20 protein-coding genes are annotated in these 16,949 nt (G+C 63.2%); 9 read left to right on the top strand and 11 right to left on the bottom strand.

The features are described from left to right. Positions 1-66: 66 nt before the first annotated feature. Positions 67-465 carry a metallopeptidase family protein gene (locus tag FNV92_RS01705; RefSeq protein WP_143842488.1) on the top strand — a complete coding sequence of 133 codons (399 nt, stop codon included), beginning with the start codon at positions 67-69 and terminating at the stop codon, positions 463-465. Here the strand turns inward: FNV92_RS01705 and FNV92_RS01700 are convergent. After that, positions 453-1,265, bottom strand: coding sequence for a helix-turn-helix transcriptional regulator (locus FNV92_RS01700; protein WP_143842489.1), 813 nt, complete (start codon positions 1,263-1,265; stop codon positions 453-455). The two genes, FNV92_RS01705 and FNV92_RS01700, sit on opposite strands and share 13 nt — an antisense overlap. A 93-nt stretch (positions 1,266-1,358) precedes the next feature. Here FNV92_RS01700 and FNV92_RS01695 point away from each other — a divergent pair, with 93 nt between their 5' ends. The 4 genes from FNV92_RS01695 to FNV92_RS01680 all read left to right on the top strand — a co-directional run bounded on the left by FNV92_RS01695 (position 1,359) and on the right by FNV92_RS01680 (position 4,184). After that, the gene (locus FNV92_RS01695) at positions 1,359-1,928 is read left to right on the top strand and encodes a pyridoxamine 5'-phosphate oxidase family protein (protein WP_143842490.1); all 570 of its coding nucleotides are present in this window, start codon (positions 1,359-1,361) and stop codon (positions 1,926-1,928) included. A 105-nt stretch (positions 1,929-2,033) separates the two neighbouring features. Continuing rightward, positions 2,034-2,639, top strand: coding sequence for a 3-isopropylmalate dehydratase small subunit (gene leuD / locus FNV92_RS01690; RefSeq protein ID WP_014438981.1), 606 nt, complete (start codon positions 2,034-2,036; stop codon positions 2,637-2,639). A gap of 81 nt (positions 2,640-2,720) precedes the next feature. Further along, positions 2,721-3,506: a glycosyltransferase family 32 protein gene (locus FNV92_RS01685; RefSeq protein ID WP_143842491.1), complete on the top strand. Its 786-nt coding sequence runs from the start codon at positions 2,721-2,723 to the stop codon at positions 3,504-3,506. Positions 3,507-3,764: 258 nt separating this feature from the next. Continuing rightward, entirely contained in the window at positions 3,765-4,184 is a 420-nt protein-coding gene (locus tag FNV92_RS01680; RefSeq protein ID WP_014438979.1) for a DUF6455 family protein, read from the top strand. Between the two features lie 75 nt (positions 4,185-4,259). On the opposite strand, the gene FNV92_RS01675 is transcribed toward FNV92_RS01680, so the two are convergent. From FNV92_RS01675 to FNV92_RS01660, 4 genes are all read right to left on the bottom strand, one after another. Beyond that, the gene (locus FNV92_RS01675) at positions 4,260-4,499 is read right to left on the bottom strand and encodes a hypothetical protein (RefSeq protein ID WP_143842492.1); all 240 of its coding nucleotides are present in this window, start codon (positions 4,497-4,499) and stop codon (positions 4,260-4,262) included. A gap of 277 nt (positions 4,500-4,776) precedes the next feature. Continuing rightward, positions 4,777-6,438, bottom strand: coding sequence for a caspase family protein (locus FNV92_RS01670; protein WP_244623819.1), 1,662 nt, complete (start codon positions 6,436-6,438; stop codon positions 4,777-4,779). Between the two features lie 91 nt (positions 6,439-6,529). Next, positions 6,530-7,189 (bottom strand): HAD hydrolase-like protein, encoded by a 660-nt coding sequence (locus tag FNV92_RS01665; protein WP_143842494.1) that lies wholly within the window; start codon positions 7,187-7,189, stop codon positions 6,530-6,532. Between the two features lie 2 nt (positions 7,190-7,191). After that, positions 7,192-8,073: an HpcH/HpaI aldolase/citrate lyase family protein gene (locus tag FNV92_RS01660; RefSeq protein WP_143842495.1), complete on the bottom strand. Its 882-nt coding sequence runs from the start codon at positions 8,071-8,073 to the stop codon at positions 7,192-7,194. Positions 8,074-8,242: 169 nt separating this feature from the next. Between FNV92_RS01660 and FNV92_RS01655 the strand changes: the two genes are divergently transcribed. Beyond that, positions 8,243-8,887 (top strand): carbonic anhydrase, encoded by a 645-nt coding sequence (locus FNV92_RS01655; protein WP_143842496.1) that lies wholly within the window; start codon positions 8,243-8,245, stop codon positions 8,885-8,887. Positions 8,888-9,021: 134 nt separating this feature from the next. Here the strand turns inward: FNV92_RS01655 and FNV92_RS01650 are convergent, their stop codons facing one another. Further along, positions 9,022-10,056 carry an aspartate-semialdehyde dehydrogenase gene (locus tag FNV92_RS01650; protein WP_014438973.1) on the bottom strand — a complete coding sequence of 345 codons (1,035 nt, stop codon included), beginning with the start codon at positions 10,054-10,056 and terminating at the stop codon, positions 9,022-9,024. A 116-nt stretch (positions 10,057-10,172) separates the two neighbouring features. Here FNV92_RS01650 and FNV92_RS01645 point away from each other — a divergent pair, with 116 nt between their 5' ends. Together FNV92_RS01645 and FNV92_RS01640 are read left to right on the top strand one after the other, a co-directional pair. Further along, positions 10,173-10,961 (top strand): hypothetical protein, encoded by a 789-nt coding sequence (locus FNV92_RS01645; RefSeq protein ID WP_143842497.1) that lies wholly within the window; start codon positions 10,173-10,175, stop codon positions 10,959-10,961. Positions 10,962-11,117: 156 nt separating this feature from the next. Beyond that, a complete protein-coding gene (locus FNV92_RS01640) occupies positions 11,118-11,510 on the top strand; it encodes a hypothetical protein (protein WP_014438970.1) in 393 nt (130 codons plus the stop codon). A gap of 74 nt (positions 11,511-11,584) precedes the next feature. On the opposite strand, the gene FNV92_RS01635 is transcribed toward FNV92_RS01640, so the two are convergent. Both FNV92_RS01635 and leuB read right to left on the bottom strand, forming a co-directional pair. After that, on the bottom strand, positions 11,585-12,223 hold the full coding sequence (locus tag FNV92_RS01635; RefSeq protein ID WP_014438969.1) for a DapH/DapD/GlmU-related protein: 639 nt from the start codon (positions 12,221-12,223) through the stop codon (positions 11,585-11,587). A 131-nt stretch (positions 12,224-12,354) separates the two neighbouring features. After that, positions 12,355-13,467 carry a 3-isopropylmalate dehydrogenase gene (leuB, locus tag FNV92_RS01630; protein ID WP_143842498.1) on the bottom strand — a complete coding sequence of 371 codons (1,113 nt, stop codon included), beginning with the start codon at positions 13,465-13,467 and terminating at the stop codon, positions 12,355-12,357. A gap of 263 nt (positions 13,468-13,730) precedes the next feature. Here leuB and FNV92_RS01625 point away from each other — a divergent pair, with 263 nt between their 5' ends. Beyond that, the gene (locus tag FNV92_RS01625) at positions 13,731-14,933 is read left to right on the top strand and encodes a YbfB/YjiJ family MFS transporter (RefSeq protein ID WP_168213395.1); all 1,203 of its coding nucleotides are present in this window, start codon (positions 13,731-13,733) and stop codon (positions 14,931-14,933) included. Between the two features lie 39 nt (positions 14,934-14,972). On the opposite strand, the gene FNV92_RS01620 is transcribed toward FNV92_RS01625, so the two are convergent. The 3 genes from FNV92_RS01620 to FNV92_RS01610 all read right to left on the bottom strand — a co-directional run bounded on the left by FNV92_RS01620 (position 14,973) and on the right by FNV92_RS01610 (position 16,943). Continuing rightward, the gene (locus FNV92_RS01620; RefSeq protein WP_143842499.1) at positions 14,973-15,365 is read right to left on the bottom strand and encodes a hypothetical protein; all 393 of its coding nucleotides are present in this window, start codon (positions 15,363-15,365) and stop codon (positions 14,973-14,975) included. 154 nt (positions 15,366-15,519) lie between these two features. After that, positions 15,520-16,302, bottom strand: a complete 783-nt coding sequence (locus FNV92_RS01615; protein WP_143842500.1) for a molybdopterin-binding protein — start codon at positions 16,300-16,302, stop codon at positions 15,520-15,522. 11 nt (positions 16,303-16,313) lie between these two features. Beyond that, entirely contained in the window at positions 16,314-16,943 is a 630-nt protein-coding gene (locus FNV92_RS01610) for a cytochrome b/b6 domain-containing protein (protein ID WP_143842501.1), read from the bottom strand. Between the last annotated feature and the right edge of the window lie 6 nt (positions 16,944-16,949).

The raw sequence follows: 16,949 nt of genomic DNA, 5'->3' as shown, positions 1-16,949 counted from the left end.
CGACGTCAACGCCCCGATCCTATAAAGCCGGATGCATCGCCTGGGAACCCGCGCTAAGAGGCGTATATGTGGACTGAATTGAAAGCGCCCTCGCTGGCCGAGATGGAAGCGACCGCGCATGACATCTTCGATCGCCTGCCGGCGGAGTTTCGCGCTCTCTGCGAGGGCGTGATCCTCCGTGTCGACGACTTCCCGACCGAAGAGGTCATGGACGAGATGGAGTGCGAGAGCGAGTTCGACCTGCTCGGCCTGTTCCAGGGCGTCGGCCTGCCCCAGCAAAGCCTGGGCGACGTGGCGCGGCTGCCCAACATGGTCTGGCTCTATCGCCGGCCGATCCTGGATTACTGGGCCGAGCACGACGAAAGCCTCGGCCACATCGTCCGCCACGTCCTGATCCACGAGATCGGCCACCATTTCGGCCTGTCGGACGACGATATGGCCGCGATCGAGGCTCAGGCGGAGTAGTCCTCCTCACCGGCTGGCGCAGGCAGAAGCATCGTCAGTCGATAGTCGGGCCAGCCCGCGAGAGACAGCGACACCTGCTGATAGTGCAGCAGCCCCATGGTCGGATGATTGAACGCGCGTTCGCCGCCTTCGCGTGCCAGAACCCCCTGCGTCTCCCAGCAGCGCTGGAAGTCGGGGCTTCCAAGTCTCAGTTCCTCGACGATCCGGCGAATCTCCGGATCGTCGGAATAGGCTGTCACCGCGGCACGGAACTCTGCGACGACGCGATGCGCACGGGAGACCCAGTCGAGGATGAGAGTTCGAGCCTCAGGCCTGACGAAGATGTAGCGCAGGAGATTTTTCTCGCCGTCCTCATCGAGCCATCCTGCAAACAGCTGGGACGCTTTCGCATTCCAACGGCGTGCGCTCCAAGTGCGATCGAGGATGTAGGCGGGACCATCGATCGCATCGACGCAGGCCAGCACGCTCTCGGGTGGATCGTCCCTGTGGTCCGGTCGCTCGGAATCGCGTTTGCCCGCAACTTCGAACAGATAGCTGCGCTCGGCGCGTGACAGGCGCAATCCGCGCGCCAGGCGTGCAAGTGTCGACGCAGAGACGGACACATCGCGCCCCTGCTCGATCCAGGTGTACCAGGTGACGCTCAATCCGCAGAGCTGAGCGACCTCCTCGCGCCGAAGGCCGGGGGTGCGCCGTCGCGGTCCGGCGGCGAGGCCGAATTCTGCCGGAGACTGGCGCTCTCGGAGCGCCCGCAGGAAGGCGCTCAACGAGAGAGCCGGAGCGATCGGATCTGATCTCTTCATGGTGCTATTTATACCAGCATAACATTTCCTCTTAAACGGGTATCTAAGCCATGCTAGGTCTTCGATGAGGTGCCACTGAAAGGACGGACGGGCATGGGCAGGCAGTTCGCGAGGATCGAACCGGCGCACCGGGCTTTCATCGAGCGGCAGAAGATTTTCTTTGTCGCGAGCGCCCCACCGAAGGGGCGCATCAACGTGTCTCCGAAAGGCCTGTCGTCGTTCCGGGTGCTCGGAGAGACTGACGTCGCCTACCTCGATTGCACCGGCAGCGGCAGCGAGACCCGCGCCCACCTCGTCGCCTCCGACGACAAGCGGCTGACCATCATGTTTTGCGCCTTCGAAGGCGATCCGGTGATCCTGCGGCTCTGCGGCCAGGGCCGATCGCTCATGCGCGGCACGCCGGAATACGGTGATCTCGCTCCTGAGTTCGAGGACATGGCAGGCGCCCGCCAAATCGTGCGCCTTTCGGTCGACCTGGTGCAGACGTCATGCGGCATGGGCGTGCCGCTGTTCGACTACAGACAGGAGCGCGGCAGCCTCGTGCGTTACTGGACGGCGCAGAGCGTCAACAATCTGCGAAAATACTGGGGCCTGAAGAACATGAAGAGCATCGACGGCCTGCCGACCGGCTTTGTCCCCGACTCCATGGCGCCGCCGGGCTGATGACGAACCCCGATTTACGCCCCTTAGGCCTGCCGAATCCGGCCTAGGATTTGTATGCCAACCGGGCTAAATAGCCCTCCCTGACTTGAAACCGGGAAGCCTGACATGGACAAGTTCACCACGCTGGAAGGCGTCGCGGCGCCGCTGAAGATCATCAATGTCGACACCGACATGATCATTCCGAAGCAGTACCTCAAGACCATCAAGCGCACCGGCCTTGGCAAGGGGCTCTTCTCCGAGCAGCGCTACAAGGACGACGGCAGCGAGAATCCGGATTTCGTGCTCAACCAGCCCGCCTATCGCAATGCAAAGGTGCTGGTGGCCGGCGACAATTTCGGCTGCGGCTCGAGCCGCGAGCATGCGCCCTGGGCGCTGCTCGATTTCGGCATCCGCTGCGTGATCTCGACCTCGTTCGGCGACATCTTCTACAACAACTGCTTCAAGAACGGCATTCTGCCGATCCGCGTTAGTCAGGAAGACCTCGACAAGCTGTTCGACGACGCCGAGCGCGGCGCCAACGCGACGCTGACGATCGACCTGCCGAACCAAGAGATCCGCGGTCCCGACGGCGGCAAGGTCAAGTTCGAGATCGACCCGTTCCGCAAGCACTGCCTGATCAACGGCCTCGACGACATCGGTCTGACGATGGAAAAGAAGTCGTCCATCGACACCTACGAAGAGAAGCTCAAGCACGAACGCGCCTGGGCCTGATCGCAGGTTTTCGTCTGGAGCCCCGGCGCCACGCGTGCCGGGGCTTTTTATTTGCCCTCGTTCTCCCGTATAGCTGCACGCATGCTGCCCGAGATCGTCACCTTCTGGCATGGCCCGATGGACGCACTGCGCCAGACCTGTCTGCGCTCGCAGCTGGCGGCCGGCCACAAGGTCACGGTGTACAGCTTCGACACCATTCCCGGCCTGCCGGCGGGCATCGAGAATGCGGATGCCGAGGCGATCCTGCCGCACGTCTTCTCCGAACGCTTGCGACCGCCGCAGCCGGACGGCAGCTGGCGCGACTGGACCACGCTTCAGTTCAGCGATTTCTTCCGCATGAAGCTGATGGCGAAGGGCCTCGGCCTCTGGCTCGATGCGGATGTGCTGCTGCTGAAGCCCGTCGAGATCGATCCGGCAAAGCCTTACTTTGCCTGGGAGCGCCCTCGGCAGCTCGGCAATTCCGTGATCTACCTGCCGCCCGCGCACGGTATCGTTGCCGCCTTCGAGGAGCTGGTGGAGCAGGAGGAACTGACGCCGAACTGGCTGTCGCTGCGCCATCGCATCACCTTCATGATGCGCCGCCTGCGCGGCGGTTCGAACCGACTTGCGGATATTCGCGTTGCGATCTTCGGGCCGGCCGCGCTGACCGCGCTCGCGCGCCGCACCGGCGAGTTGGGATGCGCGCTGCCGAAGCAATCGTTCTACGCCGTGCATGCCGCGCCAAAACTGTTCTTCGACCCCTCGAGCTATCTCGGCCTTGTCACCAACCCCGAGATCATCGGCCTGCACATCTCGCCCAAGGGCCGTGGCGGTGAGAAGCCGATTCCGGGCAGCCTGTATGCGTGGGCAACGGAGCGGTTCGCGTAACTCGGTCAGCTACACGGCGCTCTCGTGCCCCGGACGCAGCGCAGCACGTCTGTGATACGCTGCTGAGCCGGGGCCCAGAGATGCGGCGAGATGGGTCCCGGATCTGCGGAGCGGCACTTCGCGCCGCACCGCGTCCGGGACACGAAGCCGACACTGGCGCGCCACACTCCACCGCCTCCCTATTTGATCCAGCGCAACGCGCTGCTGCATCATTGTGCCTAATCTCGCTCCAGTTCCGCTGATCGAATGGAGCTCCTCATGAGCACAGCAAACAGGCCATATCCCATCGTCCAGGATCTCATCGAGTCTTTTGCCGCGTGGCTGAAGCATCGCCGTGAGCTGAACGAGATGCGGCAGCTCGACCGCTCCGAGTTCGATCGAATCGCAGGCGATCTCAGGATCGCGCCTGACGATCTCGAAGAACTGGTCCGGCACGGCCGGCACGCCGCCGACGAGCTGCCGAAAATGCTGGAACAACTCGGCATCAGCGCTGAAGGGTTAGGCCGCGTGCAGCCGCTGCTGCTGCGCGACATGGAGCGGGTCTGTTCGCTCTGTGCGCATAAGGCGCAGTGCGATCGCGACCTCGCCGACGGCACCGCCGCGGAGAATTACCACGGCTATTGCGCCAACGCGTCGACGCTGGAATCGCTCGATCGCGCCGATCACGCTCACCACTGAGCGGCGGCAACGCCGGCGCAGTTTGATTGAATCGCTGGCCACCAAGGCTCTGAATTGGCGAGCGAAAACTGGAGCTCAGTTGTGACCGTAGAAAATCCGGTTGCAGCCGCTGGTGCCATCGGCCACGTACGCACCGCGCATTTGGGGGCGCATCGCTTGCGCACGCTGGTTCACGCCGCGCACACAGGTGACATAGCCTGAATTGTTGGCCCAGCGAAAATCGGTGGTGTAGGCGTGCGAGCTGGAGGTGGAGCCGACCAGCGAGCCGAAGCCGATGACGGCAGCGAGGGCGAAAAGCGCCACGCGAGAGGTCATGGTTGTTATCCCATTTTCTTGAGCTGCACCGTGCAGCGCGTGAATGGGATCGTTCTAGACATCGCCGCGGATGAATGTGCATCACCTTACACAGAGTGAGGTCAGCCTAGACGAGGAATGAGTTATCATAATAGCGACCCGCCAACGGCACCGTCGCGAAGAATTATCACGGCTATCGCGGCAACGTAGCGATGCTGGAGTCAATCGACCGCACAGAGGTCAGGCCACACTGTGGCTGTCCGGATCCAATGGCGAGCGATTGGACGTGCTACCGACGCTAGTTTACACCGGTTCGCGCGCAAGCCTCGCGCCGGGCAAATCCTTTCACGAGCTTTTTGCAGGCACGGTAGCGCTCCTCCATGCTGGCTTCGCCCACACTGGTCGGAGCGCGCGACTCTGCAGTGCTTCCCTTTTTGATAGCGCGAGGCTGAGAAGCCTTTTCGCGTTTTGTCGAGGATTCGACGTCCTCCGGCACCGACACAAGCTGCCATACCGGACGAAGCTCTATCCTAGCCGTCTCAGACGGATTCTCTTTCTTGAAAGAAGAGAGGGCAAGAACGTTGCTCTCAAACTTCACGGACACCGGCGTCCCGCTGATCGAAAATTTGTTGTCCTTAATGTACTCCGAGAATGATCGGTTTCCCGCTTCATCTTTCACCCACGATGCTTTGGTCGGCGGCCCCCAGAGGTAGTACCCCTTGGCCAATCCCGTAGCAGATACCTCCGTAACGATCAGCATGGCGTAGCGCCCCTTGCCATTCGACCACCCACGCTTGTTGGACCACACGCCAACAAACTTGGAATCAGGTTGAAGCGGGACGTCTTGGCCGGACGAGATCGTGAAGCTCGGCAACTTAAGCTGCTGGGCTAACGCGATGGCACCAACCCTTTGGTTATCCTCCAGCGAGAATGACTTTCTAGGGGCGGCTTTCATATCAAGCCCTTGGCGCTCGCCCACATCAGAGATCGGCGGCGATACCGCCGCGACTTCTTTGGCCTTGAAATCCTTGATCCGCTGACGGGCTTCTGCGGCATGGTTGCTGCGAGGATATCTGGTCAGAAACTCCTCATAGAGACCGGTCACCGTCGACGTCTGGATGGCCAGCCAAAACTTCTCGTCTTCCGCGGAAGTTGAAAGCGGCGGAATTGATACGACCGGCGCCTGAGCGCTGGCGACAGGCGCTTTCAGGTAAATCTCTTCCTTCGACAAGGAGCCGTACACAAAAGGTTGCTGTTCGCGCCGGGTCGCCGCCATCACGTCATCGCGGACACGACGAAACAGGAATGATATCTCAAGGCCTGGTGTTTCAATGTGGCGAAGGAGCGATGCCGTAAAAGGACTGTTCCGGCCCTCACCATCGCTTGCCGTGGTGCCGTCGCGGGCGGCATACGCAATCAGAACATTGTCGGATGGCTCCGTCGCCGCGAGCCCACGAGCTACGGCCCGGGTGCTCAACGAGCGCTTCATTTTCGCGGCAAAAGGGTTATTGCGGCACGCATCAAGGATCACGAGGCCTAACTTCTTCGCCTTCGAAGCCTGAAGACCCACCGAGCGCAGGCTGATGGCCTCGCTCTCGATGTCGGTATCGCTGCGGAGCTCGGCGCTGATTGGAATCAGCCAATTTTCTCCGCCGACTTCCATTCCATGCCCGGCGTAAAATACGACGGCAAGGTCGGCCCCATCAGCAGACCGGCCGAACTCGACAAGAGCTCTCCTCATGGCTTGCGCGGTCGCGTCCTTGACCTGAGTGACTTTGAAATCGAGCCGTTCCAGCGCACGACCAACGTCAGCTGCATCGCGCGTCGGGTTCGGCAACTCGGGCACCTTCTCATAGGCGCCATTGCCAATGACAAGCGCAACCCGAGCCTGCTGTGCAAGCGCCGGCGGGGCGAACCAAAGTGACGTGGCGAGAAGGACAGCGGCCCCAAAGATGCGCATCAAATGCTTGCCCCGATTAAATCGGATACAAGGGTAGCACTGCATTTCACTACCGCAACGGGAAAACTGCCTGGTGCGGGTCTCGCGGAGACTATCCGTTCAACATCGATAGAACCGTACGCGCGAGATCCGCAGGTTGTTCCACCAGTTGATCCGCACCGGCCGCTTCGAGTTCGTCGCGACTGCCATATCCCCAGACCACGCCGAGGCCGCGCATCCCGACGGCGCGGGCGCCAACGATGTCTTGGCTGCGATCGCCGACCATGAGGCTGTGCGATGCGGCGATACCGTGTTCAGACAGGATATGGGCGAGCAGCTCCGCCTTGTGATCGAGCTTGCCGCCCGGCACGGAGCCGTGGATTCCGTCGAAATGTATCGCCAAATCCCGGTTCTCCAGAATCCGACGCGCGAAAACTTCGCGCTTCGAAGTCGCGAGGTAGATCCTCAATCCGGCACGACGCATCTTCTCGAGCGCGTCACCGATTCCAGGATAGGTCTCGCTTCCAAACAGACCACTTTCGCCGTAGTGCTGACGATAGGCGACGACGGCTTCGTCGACCCGGTCGTCGCCATAGGCCTGCAGCAACGTCCGCAAGATGTCTTCGAGTGGCGGCCCGATCGCTATGTCTGGTGCCTTGCCGGGATCATGACCGAGCACACGCAAGGCGGCTGAGCAGCTCGCGACAATTCCGGCCTTCGAATCGACCAGCGTTCCGTCGAGATCCAGAAGGACGGAACGGGCCAGGGACACGTTCAGCCCTTCGCCATCGCCGCAATCGCATCCGCGATTTCGATCGTGCGCCTCGCCATGTCGGCGTGCAGACGCTCGACCATCGCGCCGTCGAGCCGGATCGCTCCGCGCGAGACGTTTTCCGGCAGCTCGAACGCCGCGATGATTTTTCGCGCGCGCGCGATGTCCTCTTCGGGCGGCGTGAAGATCACGTTGCAGGCTTCGATCTGCGAGGGGTGGATCAGCGTCTTGCCGTCGAAACCGAGGTCGCGGCCCTGCGCGCATTCGGTGGCAAAACCGTCGGGATTGTTGATGTCGCTGTAGGGGCCGTCGAGGATTTCGAGGCCATGGGCGCGCGTCGCCAGGATGCAATGGGTGATCATCGGGATCATCGCCGCACGGCCGGGCAGCATCTTGATCCGGGTCTCGCGCGAGATGTCGTTCGGGCCGAACACGAAGCCTGACAGCCGCGTGTTCGGATCGCGTCCCGCCGCGGCCAACTCCTCGGCATGCAGCACCGCGCGCGCGGTCTCGATCATGGCCCAGACTTTTACGGTCGGCGCGGCGCCGAGTCCGGCGAGATCGCGGCCGATGGTCTGGAGATCCTCGATGCTTGAAACTTTTGGAACCAGGATGCCGTCCGGCGAAGCCTTGGCGGCCATCGCGACGTCCTCGGCCCACCATTGCGTATCGAGACCGTTGGTCCGGATCAGGACCTCGCGCTTGCCGAACCCCTTGGCCGCGATCGCGGCGGCGATTCCGTCGCGCGCCACCGCCTTGGCGTCGGGCGCCACCGAATCCTCCAGGTCGAGAATCAGGCCGTCGGCGGCCAGATTTCGCGCTTTTTCCAGCGCGCGCGGATTGGAGCCGGGCATGAACAGATGGCTGCGGCGCGGGCGGGTCATGCAAGCGTTCCTTCCGGTTTCCTCAGGTGTATTCTGAAGCATGATTCCGGAAAAGTGTGCGGCGGTTTTCCGAAAGGATCATGCTCAAACGACAAGCCAAGCCGATAGCATCTGGCATGCCTGTTCGAAAGGCTTGTTCGCCCCTGCGGTCTATGGTTAGGCATAGGCCATGATCACATTCCCTGAGCATTTGCTGGAAGGCTACCAGGCCTTCGCCACCCAGCGGCTGCCGACCGAGCAGACCCGCTATCGCGAACTGTCGGTGAAGGGGCAGTTCCCGGAAGTGATGGTGATCGGCTGCTGCGACAGCCGCGTCTCGCCCGAAGTGATCTTCGACGTCGGGCCGGGCGAATTGTTCGTCGTTCGCAACATCGCCAATCTGGTGCCGGTGTATCAGCCCGACGGCAACGCGCACGGCGTCTCGGCCGCGCTGGAATATGCCGTGACGGTGCTGAAGGTGAAGCACATCGTGGTGCTCGGGCACGCGCAGTGCGGCGGCATCCGCGCCTTCGTCGACAAGATCGAGCCGCTCACACCGGGCGACTTCATCGGCAAATGGATGCAGATGTTCATCAAGCCGGGCGAGGTGGTCGAGCAGCGCGAGCGCGAAACCATGGCGCAGTTCGTCGAGCGCATCGAGAAGGCCGCGGTGTTCCGCAGCCTGGAAAACCTGATGACCTTCCCGTTCGTGCAGAAGGCGGTGGACTCAGGCCAGATGCAGACCCACGGCGCCTATTTCGGCGTCGCGGAGGGATCGCTGTTCGTGCTGGACAAGGCGAGCAAGGAATTCAAGAGCGTGCGCAGCGCGGTCTGAATTCGTTACGCGTAGAGCGGATTAGCGAAGCGTAATCCGCCGCTGTTCGTATCCGCAGAGACAGAAGAGGTGGATTACGCCGAGCGGACTGCGCTTCGCGCAGCCGCCGGCTAATCCACCTTACGGTAGCGTGCTTACGCCGCCTTCTTCTTCGCGCTGATCAGCTTGCGGTTGATCAGGACTTCCGCGATCTGGATCGCGTTGAGCGCGGCGCCCTTGCGCAGATTGTCGGACACGCACCACAGCACGAGGCCGTTCTCGACCGTCGCGTCCTCGCGGATGCGGCTGATGTAGGTGGCGTCCTCGCCCGCGGCTTCATACGGCGTGGCATAGCCGCCGGGCTCATGCTTGTCGATGACGAGGCAGCCGGGCGCCTTGCGCAGGATGTCGCGCGCTTCATCCGCGCTGATCGGGTTCTCGAACTCGATATTGACGGCCTCGGAGTGGCCGACGAACACCGGAACGCGCACGCAGGTCGCGGAGAGCTTGATCTTGGGATCAAGAATCTTCTTGGTCTCCGCCATCATCTTCCACTCTTCCTTGGTGTAGCCGTCCTCCATGAAGACGTCGATCTGGGGAATGACGTTGAAGGCGATGCGCTTGGGGAATTTATTGTTGACCAGCTCCTGGTTGGTGTAGACGGCCTTGGTCTGCGAGAACAATTCGTCCATCGCATCCTTGCCGGCGCCCGACACCGATTGATAGGTCGAGACCACGACGCGCTTGATCGTCGCCTTGTCGTGCAGCGGCTTCAGCGCGACCACGAGCTGCGCGGTCGAGCAGTTCGGGTTGGCGATGATGTTCTTCGTCTTGAAGCCCGCCGTCGCATCCGCGTTCACTTCGGGCACGATCAGCGGCACGTCCGGATCCATGCGCCAGGCCGAGGAATTGTCGATCACGACCGTGCCGGCGGCGCCGATCTTCGGCGACCATTCCTTCGACACCGTGCCGCCCGCCGACATCAGGCAGATGTCGACGTCGGAGAAGTCGTAATGCTCGAGCGCTTTGACCTTCAGGGTACGGTCGCCATAGGAGACCTCGACGCCGATGCTGCGGCGTGACGCGAGGGCCACGACCTCGTCCGCCGGGAATTTGCGCTCATCGAGAATGTTGAGCATTTCCCGTCCGACATTGCCGGTCGCGCCGACGACTGCGACTTTGTAACCCATCGTTCACTCTCCGATGAAAAAGCCCGTTCCTGAAGCTGATGCTTAAACAGGAAGAGCAGCGCTTCTATGCGAGAACCGGCCTCAAGACAATGTTGGCCCCTGCCTTGGGGACGTGGATGCAGTCGCCTGAGGCCGGCACGGCCGTTAGCCCCACCCAGATCCATCTGGCGCTCGCAGCCTTCGCCGACGAGGTCGTCGGAACGCTGGCGCGCCTGTTCGCCTATGTGGGGGTGCTCGCGCTGTTTGCCATCCTCGCGGTTGCGGCGCTCGGCCAGCTGCCCAACCTGCGCGACGATGACCCCGCGGACAAGCCGGGGTGGAGTGTCGCCGGCCGTTCGCATCCCGCCTTCGCCCTCAGCCGCCCCGATTCATCTGAAAAAACAATCTCTTACCTCATCCTTCGACATCCCGAAGGCGGCCGCAGGGACGTGATGCGCTGGGCGGGCGAGGCCAACAGGCCCGTTGCCGAGCTCGAGATTTACCGTGAGGGCGGCGAATTCGACGTGGCCCGTCCGGCGACGGCGGATCTGGCCGTCCAGATGGGACTGGGTGCGGCCACCCCGCTCGAGCAGGCCGGCCTGATCGACACCAAATTTGGGCCCGTCGCCCTGTTCCGGCCAACCGGTGCAGCGGAAGGGAGCCAGGCTTGCCTCGGCTACCTCAAGCGCAGCGAGGAGCCGCCGCTCCAGATCTCCGGGTTTACCTGTCAGGGCGAGACCCTGCCTGCGCGGCGCACGGCGATCGCCTGCACGCTGAACCGGCTGACGCTGCTGGCCTCCGGCAACGAGCCGAAGCTGGCGGAATTGTTCGCCCATGCCGAGCTCAGGCGCAGCGGTTGCGCGCCTGCGGGCTCGTCGGACTGGCTGCTGGGCGCCGCCAACGCGCAATTGCGCGGCGCGCTTTGACCCGCATCAAGCTCAAGTGGCTGGTATTCATGCAACTTTTGCCGGCGCGCACGATTATTCCGAGCTGGTGTGACCCAATTGACCTAGTTGCGGAGACCCCGGCCGGGCTAGTATGGGACGATATCGACTGGCGGCGTGCCGCCTGAAGGGGACGTGATGAGCTCGAATTTCTCTGCCGCGAACAAATTGGCGACCTGGCTTGCGGCGGGCGCCGCGATGGCCATGACCGCTTCTTTGGGTTTCGCGACGCCTGCCTCGGCCGACACCAAGAAGCAGCGCTATGACAGCGGCCGCCACTATTACGGCCCGACCGGCCCCAACGCTGTCTATCAGCAGGGCCGCACCCGCCTCTATGTGAGCAAGCGCTCCTGGCTCGATGGCGGCACCGAGGTCAATCCGGGCGACCGCAAGTTCTCCGACTACGCCTTCCCGCCGGCCGTCGGCTATCCGTCCTTCGCGCGCGAAAACCTCAATCGCCCGATCGATCGCCAGCCGCTGAGCCCGCCGTCCGACGTCGGCGGCTATCCGCAGAATTTTCCGCTGTACTGAAGCGGGCTGATCTTCCGAATCAAAATGGCCGGGCTCACGCTCGGCCATTTTTGTTGGTGCGAGATGCGTCCTTCTTACGCGTTGGCTGCCGGATCATAGCGCCTGCAAAAGTCCTCGATCGCCTCGGAGCGGAAATCGCCCAGGCGCTCGAAGACGAGCTCGTCCGGCCAATCCCACCAGGCAATGCGGCGCAGGCTTTCGGCAACGGCATCGTCAAAGCGCTTGCGGATGGCGCGCGCGGGAACGCCGCCGACGATCGTGTAGGGCGGCACATCGCGGCTGACGACCGCGCCCGCGGCAATCACCGCGCCGTCGCCGACGGTGACGCCCGGCAGCAGGATCGCGGCGTGCCCGATCCAGACATCATTGCCGACGATCACCCGGTCGCCACGGCGATCCGCGAAGAAGTCGCCGTCACGGGTCGCGCTCGCATCATAATATTCAGGGCAATAGGTGAAGCGATGCTGGGACGGCCGGCCCATCGGATGGTTCGGCGCGCCGATCCGTACCGAATTGGCGATGGCCGTGAATTTTCCGATCACCGCATCGGCGACGTCGCAGTTCTCACCGAGATACGAGTAGTCGCCGAGCGCGGCATATTCGATGCGCGTGTTGCTCAGGATTTCGCAGCGGCGGCCGATCTGCGCTTCGCGCTGGCGGACCGTGTCATGGATGATGGTTTCCGCGATCTTGGGGCGGGGCGAGGCATCCATGAGGTGGCTCCTTACGGGTCGTGCCGCAGGGTGGGCAAAGGTGCAACGCACCGTGCCCACCATCTCTATCCAATAGCCGGGAAGTGGTGGGCACGCTTCGCCTTGCCCACCCGACGAGAGCTGTGCAAGCCTTACGCGTGCAGCTTCTGCAATTCCTTCAGGATCGCTTCGCCCATCTGCGTGGTCGAGGCGGCCGTGGTGCCTTCCGACTTGATGTCGGCGGTACGAAGGCCGCTGGCGAGCACCGCGGCGATCGCGGCATCGACCTTGTCGGCGAGCGCGCCCATGTCGAAGGAGTAGCGCAGCGCCATGCCGAAGGACGAGATCATCGCAATCGGATTGGCGAGGCCCTTGCCGGCGATGTCGGGCGCCGAACCGTGCACCGGCTCGTACAGCGCCTTGCGCTTCTTGCTCTTGACGTCGACCTCGCCGAGCGAGGCCGAGGGCAGCATGCCGAGCGATCCGGTCAGCATCGCCGCGATGTCGGACAGCATGTCGCCGAACAGATTGTCGGTGACGATGACGTCGAACTGCTTCGGCGCCTTCACCAGCATCATGCCGCCGGAATCGGCGAGCTGGTGCTCGAGCGTGACGTCGGGGTATTCGCGCTTGTGAACCGCCGTCATGACCTCGTTCCAGAGCACGCCCGACTTCATGACGTTGCGCTTCTCCATCGACGTCACCTTGTTCTTGCGCTTCCTGGCAAGCTCGAAGGCGACACGGCCGATGCGCTCGATCTCATAGGTGTCGTAGACCTGGGTATCGATGGCGCGCTTCTGGCCGTTGCCGAGATCGGTGATGGTCTTGGGCTCGCCGAAATAGACGCCGCCGGTGAGCTCGCGCACGATCATGATGTCGAGGCCCTCGACCGCCTCGCGCTTCAGGCTCGAGGCATCGGCGAGCGCCGGGTAGCACACGGCCGGACGGAGGTTGGCGAACAGAGCGAGATCCTTGCGCAGGCGCAACAGGCCGGCTTCCGGGCGCACCTCGTAGGGCACCGCGTCCCACTTGGGACCGCCGACCGCGCCGAAGATGATGGCGTCGGCGGCAAGCGCCTTGGCCATGTCGCCTTCCGAGATCGACACCTTGTGGGCGTCATAGGCGGAGCCGCCGACGAGGCCGGTGTCGGTCTCGAACTTGGCGATTCCGGCCGAATTGAGCCAGTCGATCAGCCGCTTCACCTCGCCCATCACCTCGGGGCCGATACCGTCGCCGGGGAGCAGCAGCAGTTTGTGGGTCGCCATGATGTTCTTCCTCCTTTTCGTCATGGCCGGCATAGCCGGCCAAAGGACGGCGTCGCTTCCGCTCGCCTATGTCCCGGCCATCCACGTCTCGCCTCTGAGGCGCCAAGAAGGTGGATGCCCGGCACAAGGCCGGGCATGACGGCACCTCGTGAATTCGGGCGGAGTGCTAGAGCGGCGTTGCGCGCTTGGCAAGACACCATTGCCGCCGCACGGCTGTGCAAGACCGGGAGGGCCTGCCACACTGAGCGTCGCCGGAGTACCCCTTGCACGCCCCCGAACGCTCTTTGCCCGACGGCCATCCCGCGCGGCTGATCCTGACCCTGTCGCTGGCCGCGACGGTCGGGCTCGGCATCGGCCGCTTTGCCTATGCGCTGGTGCTGCCCGACATGCGGGAGGACCTCGGCTGGTCCTATTCCGCGGCCGGGTTCATGAACACGATCAACGCCGTCGGCTATCTCGCGGGCGCGCTGGTCGCATCCCGGCTGATCCGGCGGGTCGGCTGGTCGGGCGCCATCCGCGGCGGAACCCTGGTGTGTCTGGCCGCGCTGGCCACTTGCGCGCTGACCGGGAATTTTTTCGCACTCAGCCTGGCGCGGCTGGTGCTGGGCATCGGCGCCGCAATTGCCTTCGTTGCCGGCGGCGCCCTGGCCGCGACCATCGCGCAGTCCTATCCCGAGCGCGCCAATTTCCTGCTCAGCCTGTTCTATGCCGGCCCGGGCGTCGGCATTCTCTCCTCCGGGCTGATCGCACCGTTCACCCTGCAATGGTTCGGCCCGGGCTCGTGGTGGATCGTGTGGTGGGCGCTGACGCTGCTCTCGCTGGTGATGGCGGCACCGCTGTTCCTGACCCGCATCGAGAGCCAGGCGCGCTTCGCCGAAGCAAGCCACGCCTCCTTTTCGATTCTCCCGGTGCTGATCTACCTGGCCGGCTACTTCCTGTTCGGCGCGGGCTACATCGCCTACATGACCTTCATGATCGCCTATGTCCGCGACGGCGGCGGCGATGCGACGGCGCAGGCTGCGTTCTGGGGCCTGATCGGCGTCAGCGCCTTCGTCACACCCTGGGTCTGGCGCGGCGTGCTCGCGCTCGACCGCGGCGGGCTCGCGACCGCCATCATCCTCGGCACCAACGCCATCGGCGCCGGCCTGCCGATGCTGGGACATTCGACCGCATGGCTGGCCGTCTCCGCGGTCGTGTTCGGCATCGGCTTCTTCGCCGTGGTCAACTCGACCACCGCCTTCGTCCGCTTCAACTATCCGCCCGAGGTGTGGCCGACCGCGATTGCGGCGATGACGATCTCGTTCGGCATCGGCCAGACGCTGGGGCCGATCGCGGTCGGCGCCATCACGGATGCTCTTGGGAGCCTGAGTTACGCGCTGAACGTGTCGGCGGCGCTGCTGGCGCTCGGGGCCGTTGCGGCGCTGTGCCAGCGGAAGGTGGGGCCGGCCAAGCAATCGGTGCCGTAGGGTGGGCAAAGGCGCAACGCGCCGTGCCCAGCACAACCGCTACCGCGGATACATGACGAACGCTGACCACATCGCCAGTTGAACCAGGAATCCGAGCGAGAACAGTCCCAGGAAGCCGGCGAATATCCCCAGACCAGCGAAGCGCCTCGTCCGCCACAGATAGTAAGGTAGATACGGCAGCCAGAACACCATCAGGAGAAATCCGTAGTCGAACGGCCGCTCGACTTGCGGATGATCCCTTTGGTCAGCTGCGATCCACATGATGAGCAAAAGCGCCAGCAGGGCGTCTGCAAAAGCAGCGGTCACAGGCGCTGCGTATATGCCACGCCAAAAGAAAAGGCCATCGACCAGCGCGGACATCGCCGAAACGCAGATCAGCGACGCTACCAGCAATGTCTTGATGTTCGTTCTGGTCGCTGGGTTCGAACTCATGCGATCCACAAAATAGGACCGCTGCGGCGATTATGTCCAGTGCCGTGCTACCGTAGGGTGGGCAAAGGCGCATATAGCCGAGCCCACCCTGCGTGTCACCGCAGATGCGGTATCGATGGGCACGCTGCGCTTTGCCCACGCTACGGCAGCGGTCCTAGCTCCCACTGAACGAATTGTACCCCTGGTCTTCCCAATAGCCGCCCTTGTAGTCGTTGGTGACTTCCATCGAGACCACGTATTTCGGGTTCTTGAAGCCGAGCTTTGTCGGCACGCGGATTTTCATGGGAAAACCGTAGGCACGCGGCAGGATCTCGTTCGCATATTTGAACGTCATCTGGGTCTGCGGATGCAGCGCGCTGCGCATGTCCAAGGGCGAATTGTAGCCGTCCTTGTCGGCGCACTGGAACCAGACGTATTTGGCGCGGGTGTCGGCGCCGATCAGCTTGAGGAAATCGCGCAGGGGCGTGCCGGTCCAGCTGCCGATCGCGCTCCAGCCCTCGACGCAGATATGGCGGGTGATCTGCGAGACCTGCGGCAGCTTGTAAAGCTCGTCCAGCGTCCAGGATTTCTTGTTGTCGACGAGGCCGCGAACCTCGAGTTTCCAATCCGCCGCCGAGACCTCCGGTGCGTCGTCGAGATCGTAATAGGCATTGAACGGAAATGGCTTTGTGATGTCGTGTTCGGAAAATGTCGGCGCCAGCGCGTCGGGATTGAAGATGAAGGACTGCACCGCGTCGTTGAATTTCGAGATCTTCGCCAGCATCGTGTCGGCCGACGACGAGTCGATCACATCGCAGCCGGTGAGCAGCGTCAGCGCGCCGAGGCTGGCGCCGCCGGCGATGAAGCGGCGGCGGGTGACATCAGGCATCGTCTTGAGGGAGTCCTTGATCAGCAGCCGCTTGTCGACGCCGGGGATCAGGAATGAGCGCTTGGCCATGACTTGCTCCCTTAACGACCGATGATCATTGCGCGCAGGCTCTTCGGCACCAGCAGCGCGAGCAGCACGTGAATGACGAGGAAGGCGCAGATCGCGGCCATGCAGAAGAAATGCACGTAGCGCGCGGTCGGATAGTCGCCGAACAGCATGACGAGCCAATGCAGCTGGACCGGCTTCCACATCCCCAGGCCCGACAGCACGATCAGCACGCCGACCAAGATGATGCCGGCATAGAGCGCGCGCTGCACGTAATTGTAGACGCTGAGGTCGTCATGGCCGAGCTTGAAGGTCAGGGCAGCCCTGACGTCGTGAAGCACGCCCGACGCGGTGATCGGCAGCAGCTTCTTGCGAAAGCGGCCGGTGGCAAAGCCGGTGACGAGATAGGCCAGACCGTTGATCATGAGCAGCCACATCGCCGCAAAATGCCAGAGCAGCCCGCCGCCGAGCCAGCCGCCCAGCGTGTACTCGCGCGGAAAGCTGAAGCCGAAAAGCGGCGAGGCGTTGTAGATCTGCCAGCCCGACAGGATCATCAGGATCATCGCGACGGCGTTGGTCCAGTGCATGATCCGGACCCAGGCCGGCTGGATCACTTTGGCCGGGGTGGCGCTGACCTGTTCGTCGGTGACTGTGAGGCTCGACATGGCGGT

Origin of the sequence: Bradyrhizobium cosmicum, assembly GCF_007290395.2 — a bacterium.
Classification (GTDB): domain Bacteria; phylum Pseudomonadota; class Alphaproteobacteria; order Rhizobiales; family Xanthobacteraceae; genus Bradyrhizobium; species Bradyrhizobium cosmicum.
This window is presented reverse-complemented; position numbering and strand designations above follow the sequence as displayed.

Bases quoted from the DNA above. Each gene is read 5' to 3' on its own strand.
- FNV92_RS01645 (WP_143842497.1), top strand. From the start codon at position 10,173: ATGCAGTCGCCTGAGGCCGGCACGGCCGTTAGCCCCACCCAGATCCAT.
- FNV92_RS01650 (WP_014438973.1), bottom strand. From the start codon at position 10,056: ATGGGTTACAAAGTCGCAGTCGTCGGCGCGACCGGCAATGTCGGACGG.
- FNV92_RS01670 (WP_244623819.1), bottom strand. From the start codon at position 6,438: ATGCGCATCTTTGGGGCCGCTGTCCTTCTCGCCACGTCACTTTGGTTC.
- FNV92_RS01695 (WP_143842490.1), top strand. From the start codon at position 1,359: ATGGGCAGGCAGTTCGCGAGGATCGAACCGGCGCACCGGGCTTTCATC.
- FNV92_RS01675 (WP_143842492.1), bottom strand. From the start codon at position 4,499: ATGACCTCTCGCGTGGCGCTTTTCGCCCTCGCTGCCGTCATCGGCTTC.
- FNV92_RS01615 (WP_143842500.1), bottom strand. From the start codon at position 16,302: ATGGCCAAGCGCTCATTCCTGATCCCCGGCGTCGACAAGCGGCTGCTG.
- FNV92_RS01700 (WP_143842489.1), bottom strand. From the start codon at position 1,265: ATGAAGAGATCAGATCCGATCGCTCCGGCTCTCTCGTTGAGCGCCTTC.
- FNV92_RS01655 (WP_143842496.1), top strand. From the start codon at position 8,243: ATGATCACATTCCCTGAGCATTTGCTGGAAGGCTACCAGGCCTTCGCC.
- FNV92_RS01640 (WP_014438970.1), top strand. From the start codon at position 11,118: ATGAGCTCGAATTTCTCTGCCGCGAACAAATTGGCGACCTGGCTTGCG.
- FNV92_RS01620 (WP_143842499.1), bottom strand. From the start codon at position 15,365: ATGAGTTCGAACCCAGCGACCAGAACGAACATCAAGACATTGCTGGTA.
- FNV92_RS01680 (WP_014438979.1), top strand. From the start codon at position 3,765: ATGAGCACAGCAAACAGGCCATATCCCATCGTCCAGGATCTCATCGAG.
- FNV92_RS01685 (WP_143842491.1), top strand. From the start codon at position 2,721: ATGCTGCCCGAGATCGTCACCTTCTGGCATGGCCCGATGGACGCACTG.
- leuB (WP_143842498.1), bottom strand. From the start codon at position 13,467: ATGGCGACCCACAAACTGCTGCTGCTCCCCGGCGACGGTATCGGCCCC.
- leuD (WP_014438981.1), top strand. From the start codon at position 2,034: ATGGACAAGTTCACCACGCTGGAAGGCGTCGCGGCGCCGCTGAAGATC.
- FNV92_RS01660 (WP_143842495.1), bottom strand. From the start codon at position 8,073: ATGACCCGCCCGCGCCGCAGCCATCTGTTCATGCCCGGCTCCAATCCG.
- FNV92_RS01610 (WP_143842501.1), bottom strand. From the start codon at position 16,943: ATGTCGAGCCTCACAGTCACCGACGAACAGGTCAGCGCCACCCCGGCC.
- FNV92_RS01705 (WP_143842488.1), top strand. From the start codon at position 67: ATGTGGACTGAATTGAAAGCGCCCTCGCTGGCCGAGATGGAAGCGACC.
- FNV92_RS01635 (WP_014438969.1), bottom strand. From the start codon at position 12,223: ATGGATGCCTCGCCCCGCCCCAAGATCGCGGAAACCATCATCCATGAC.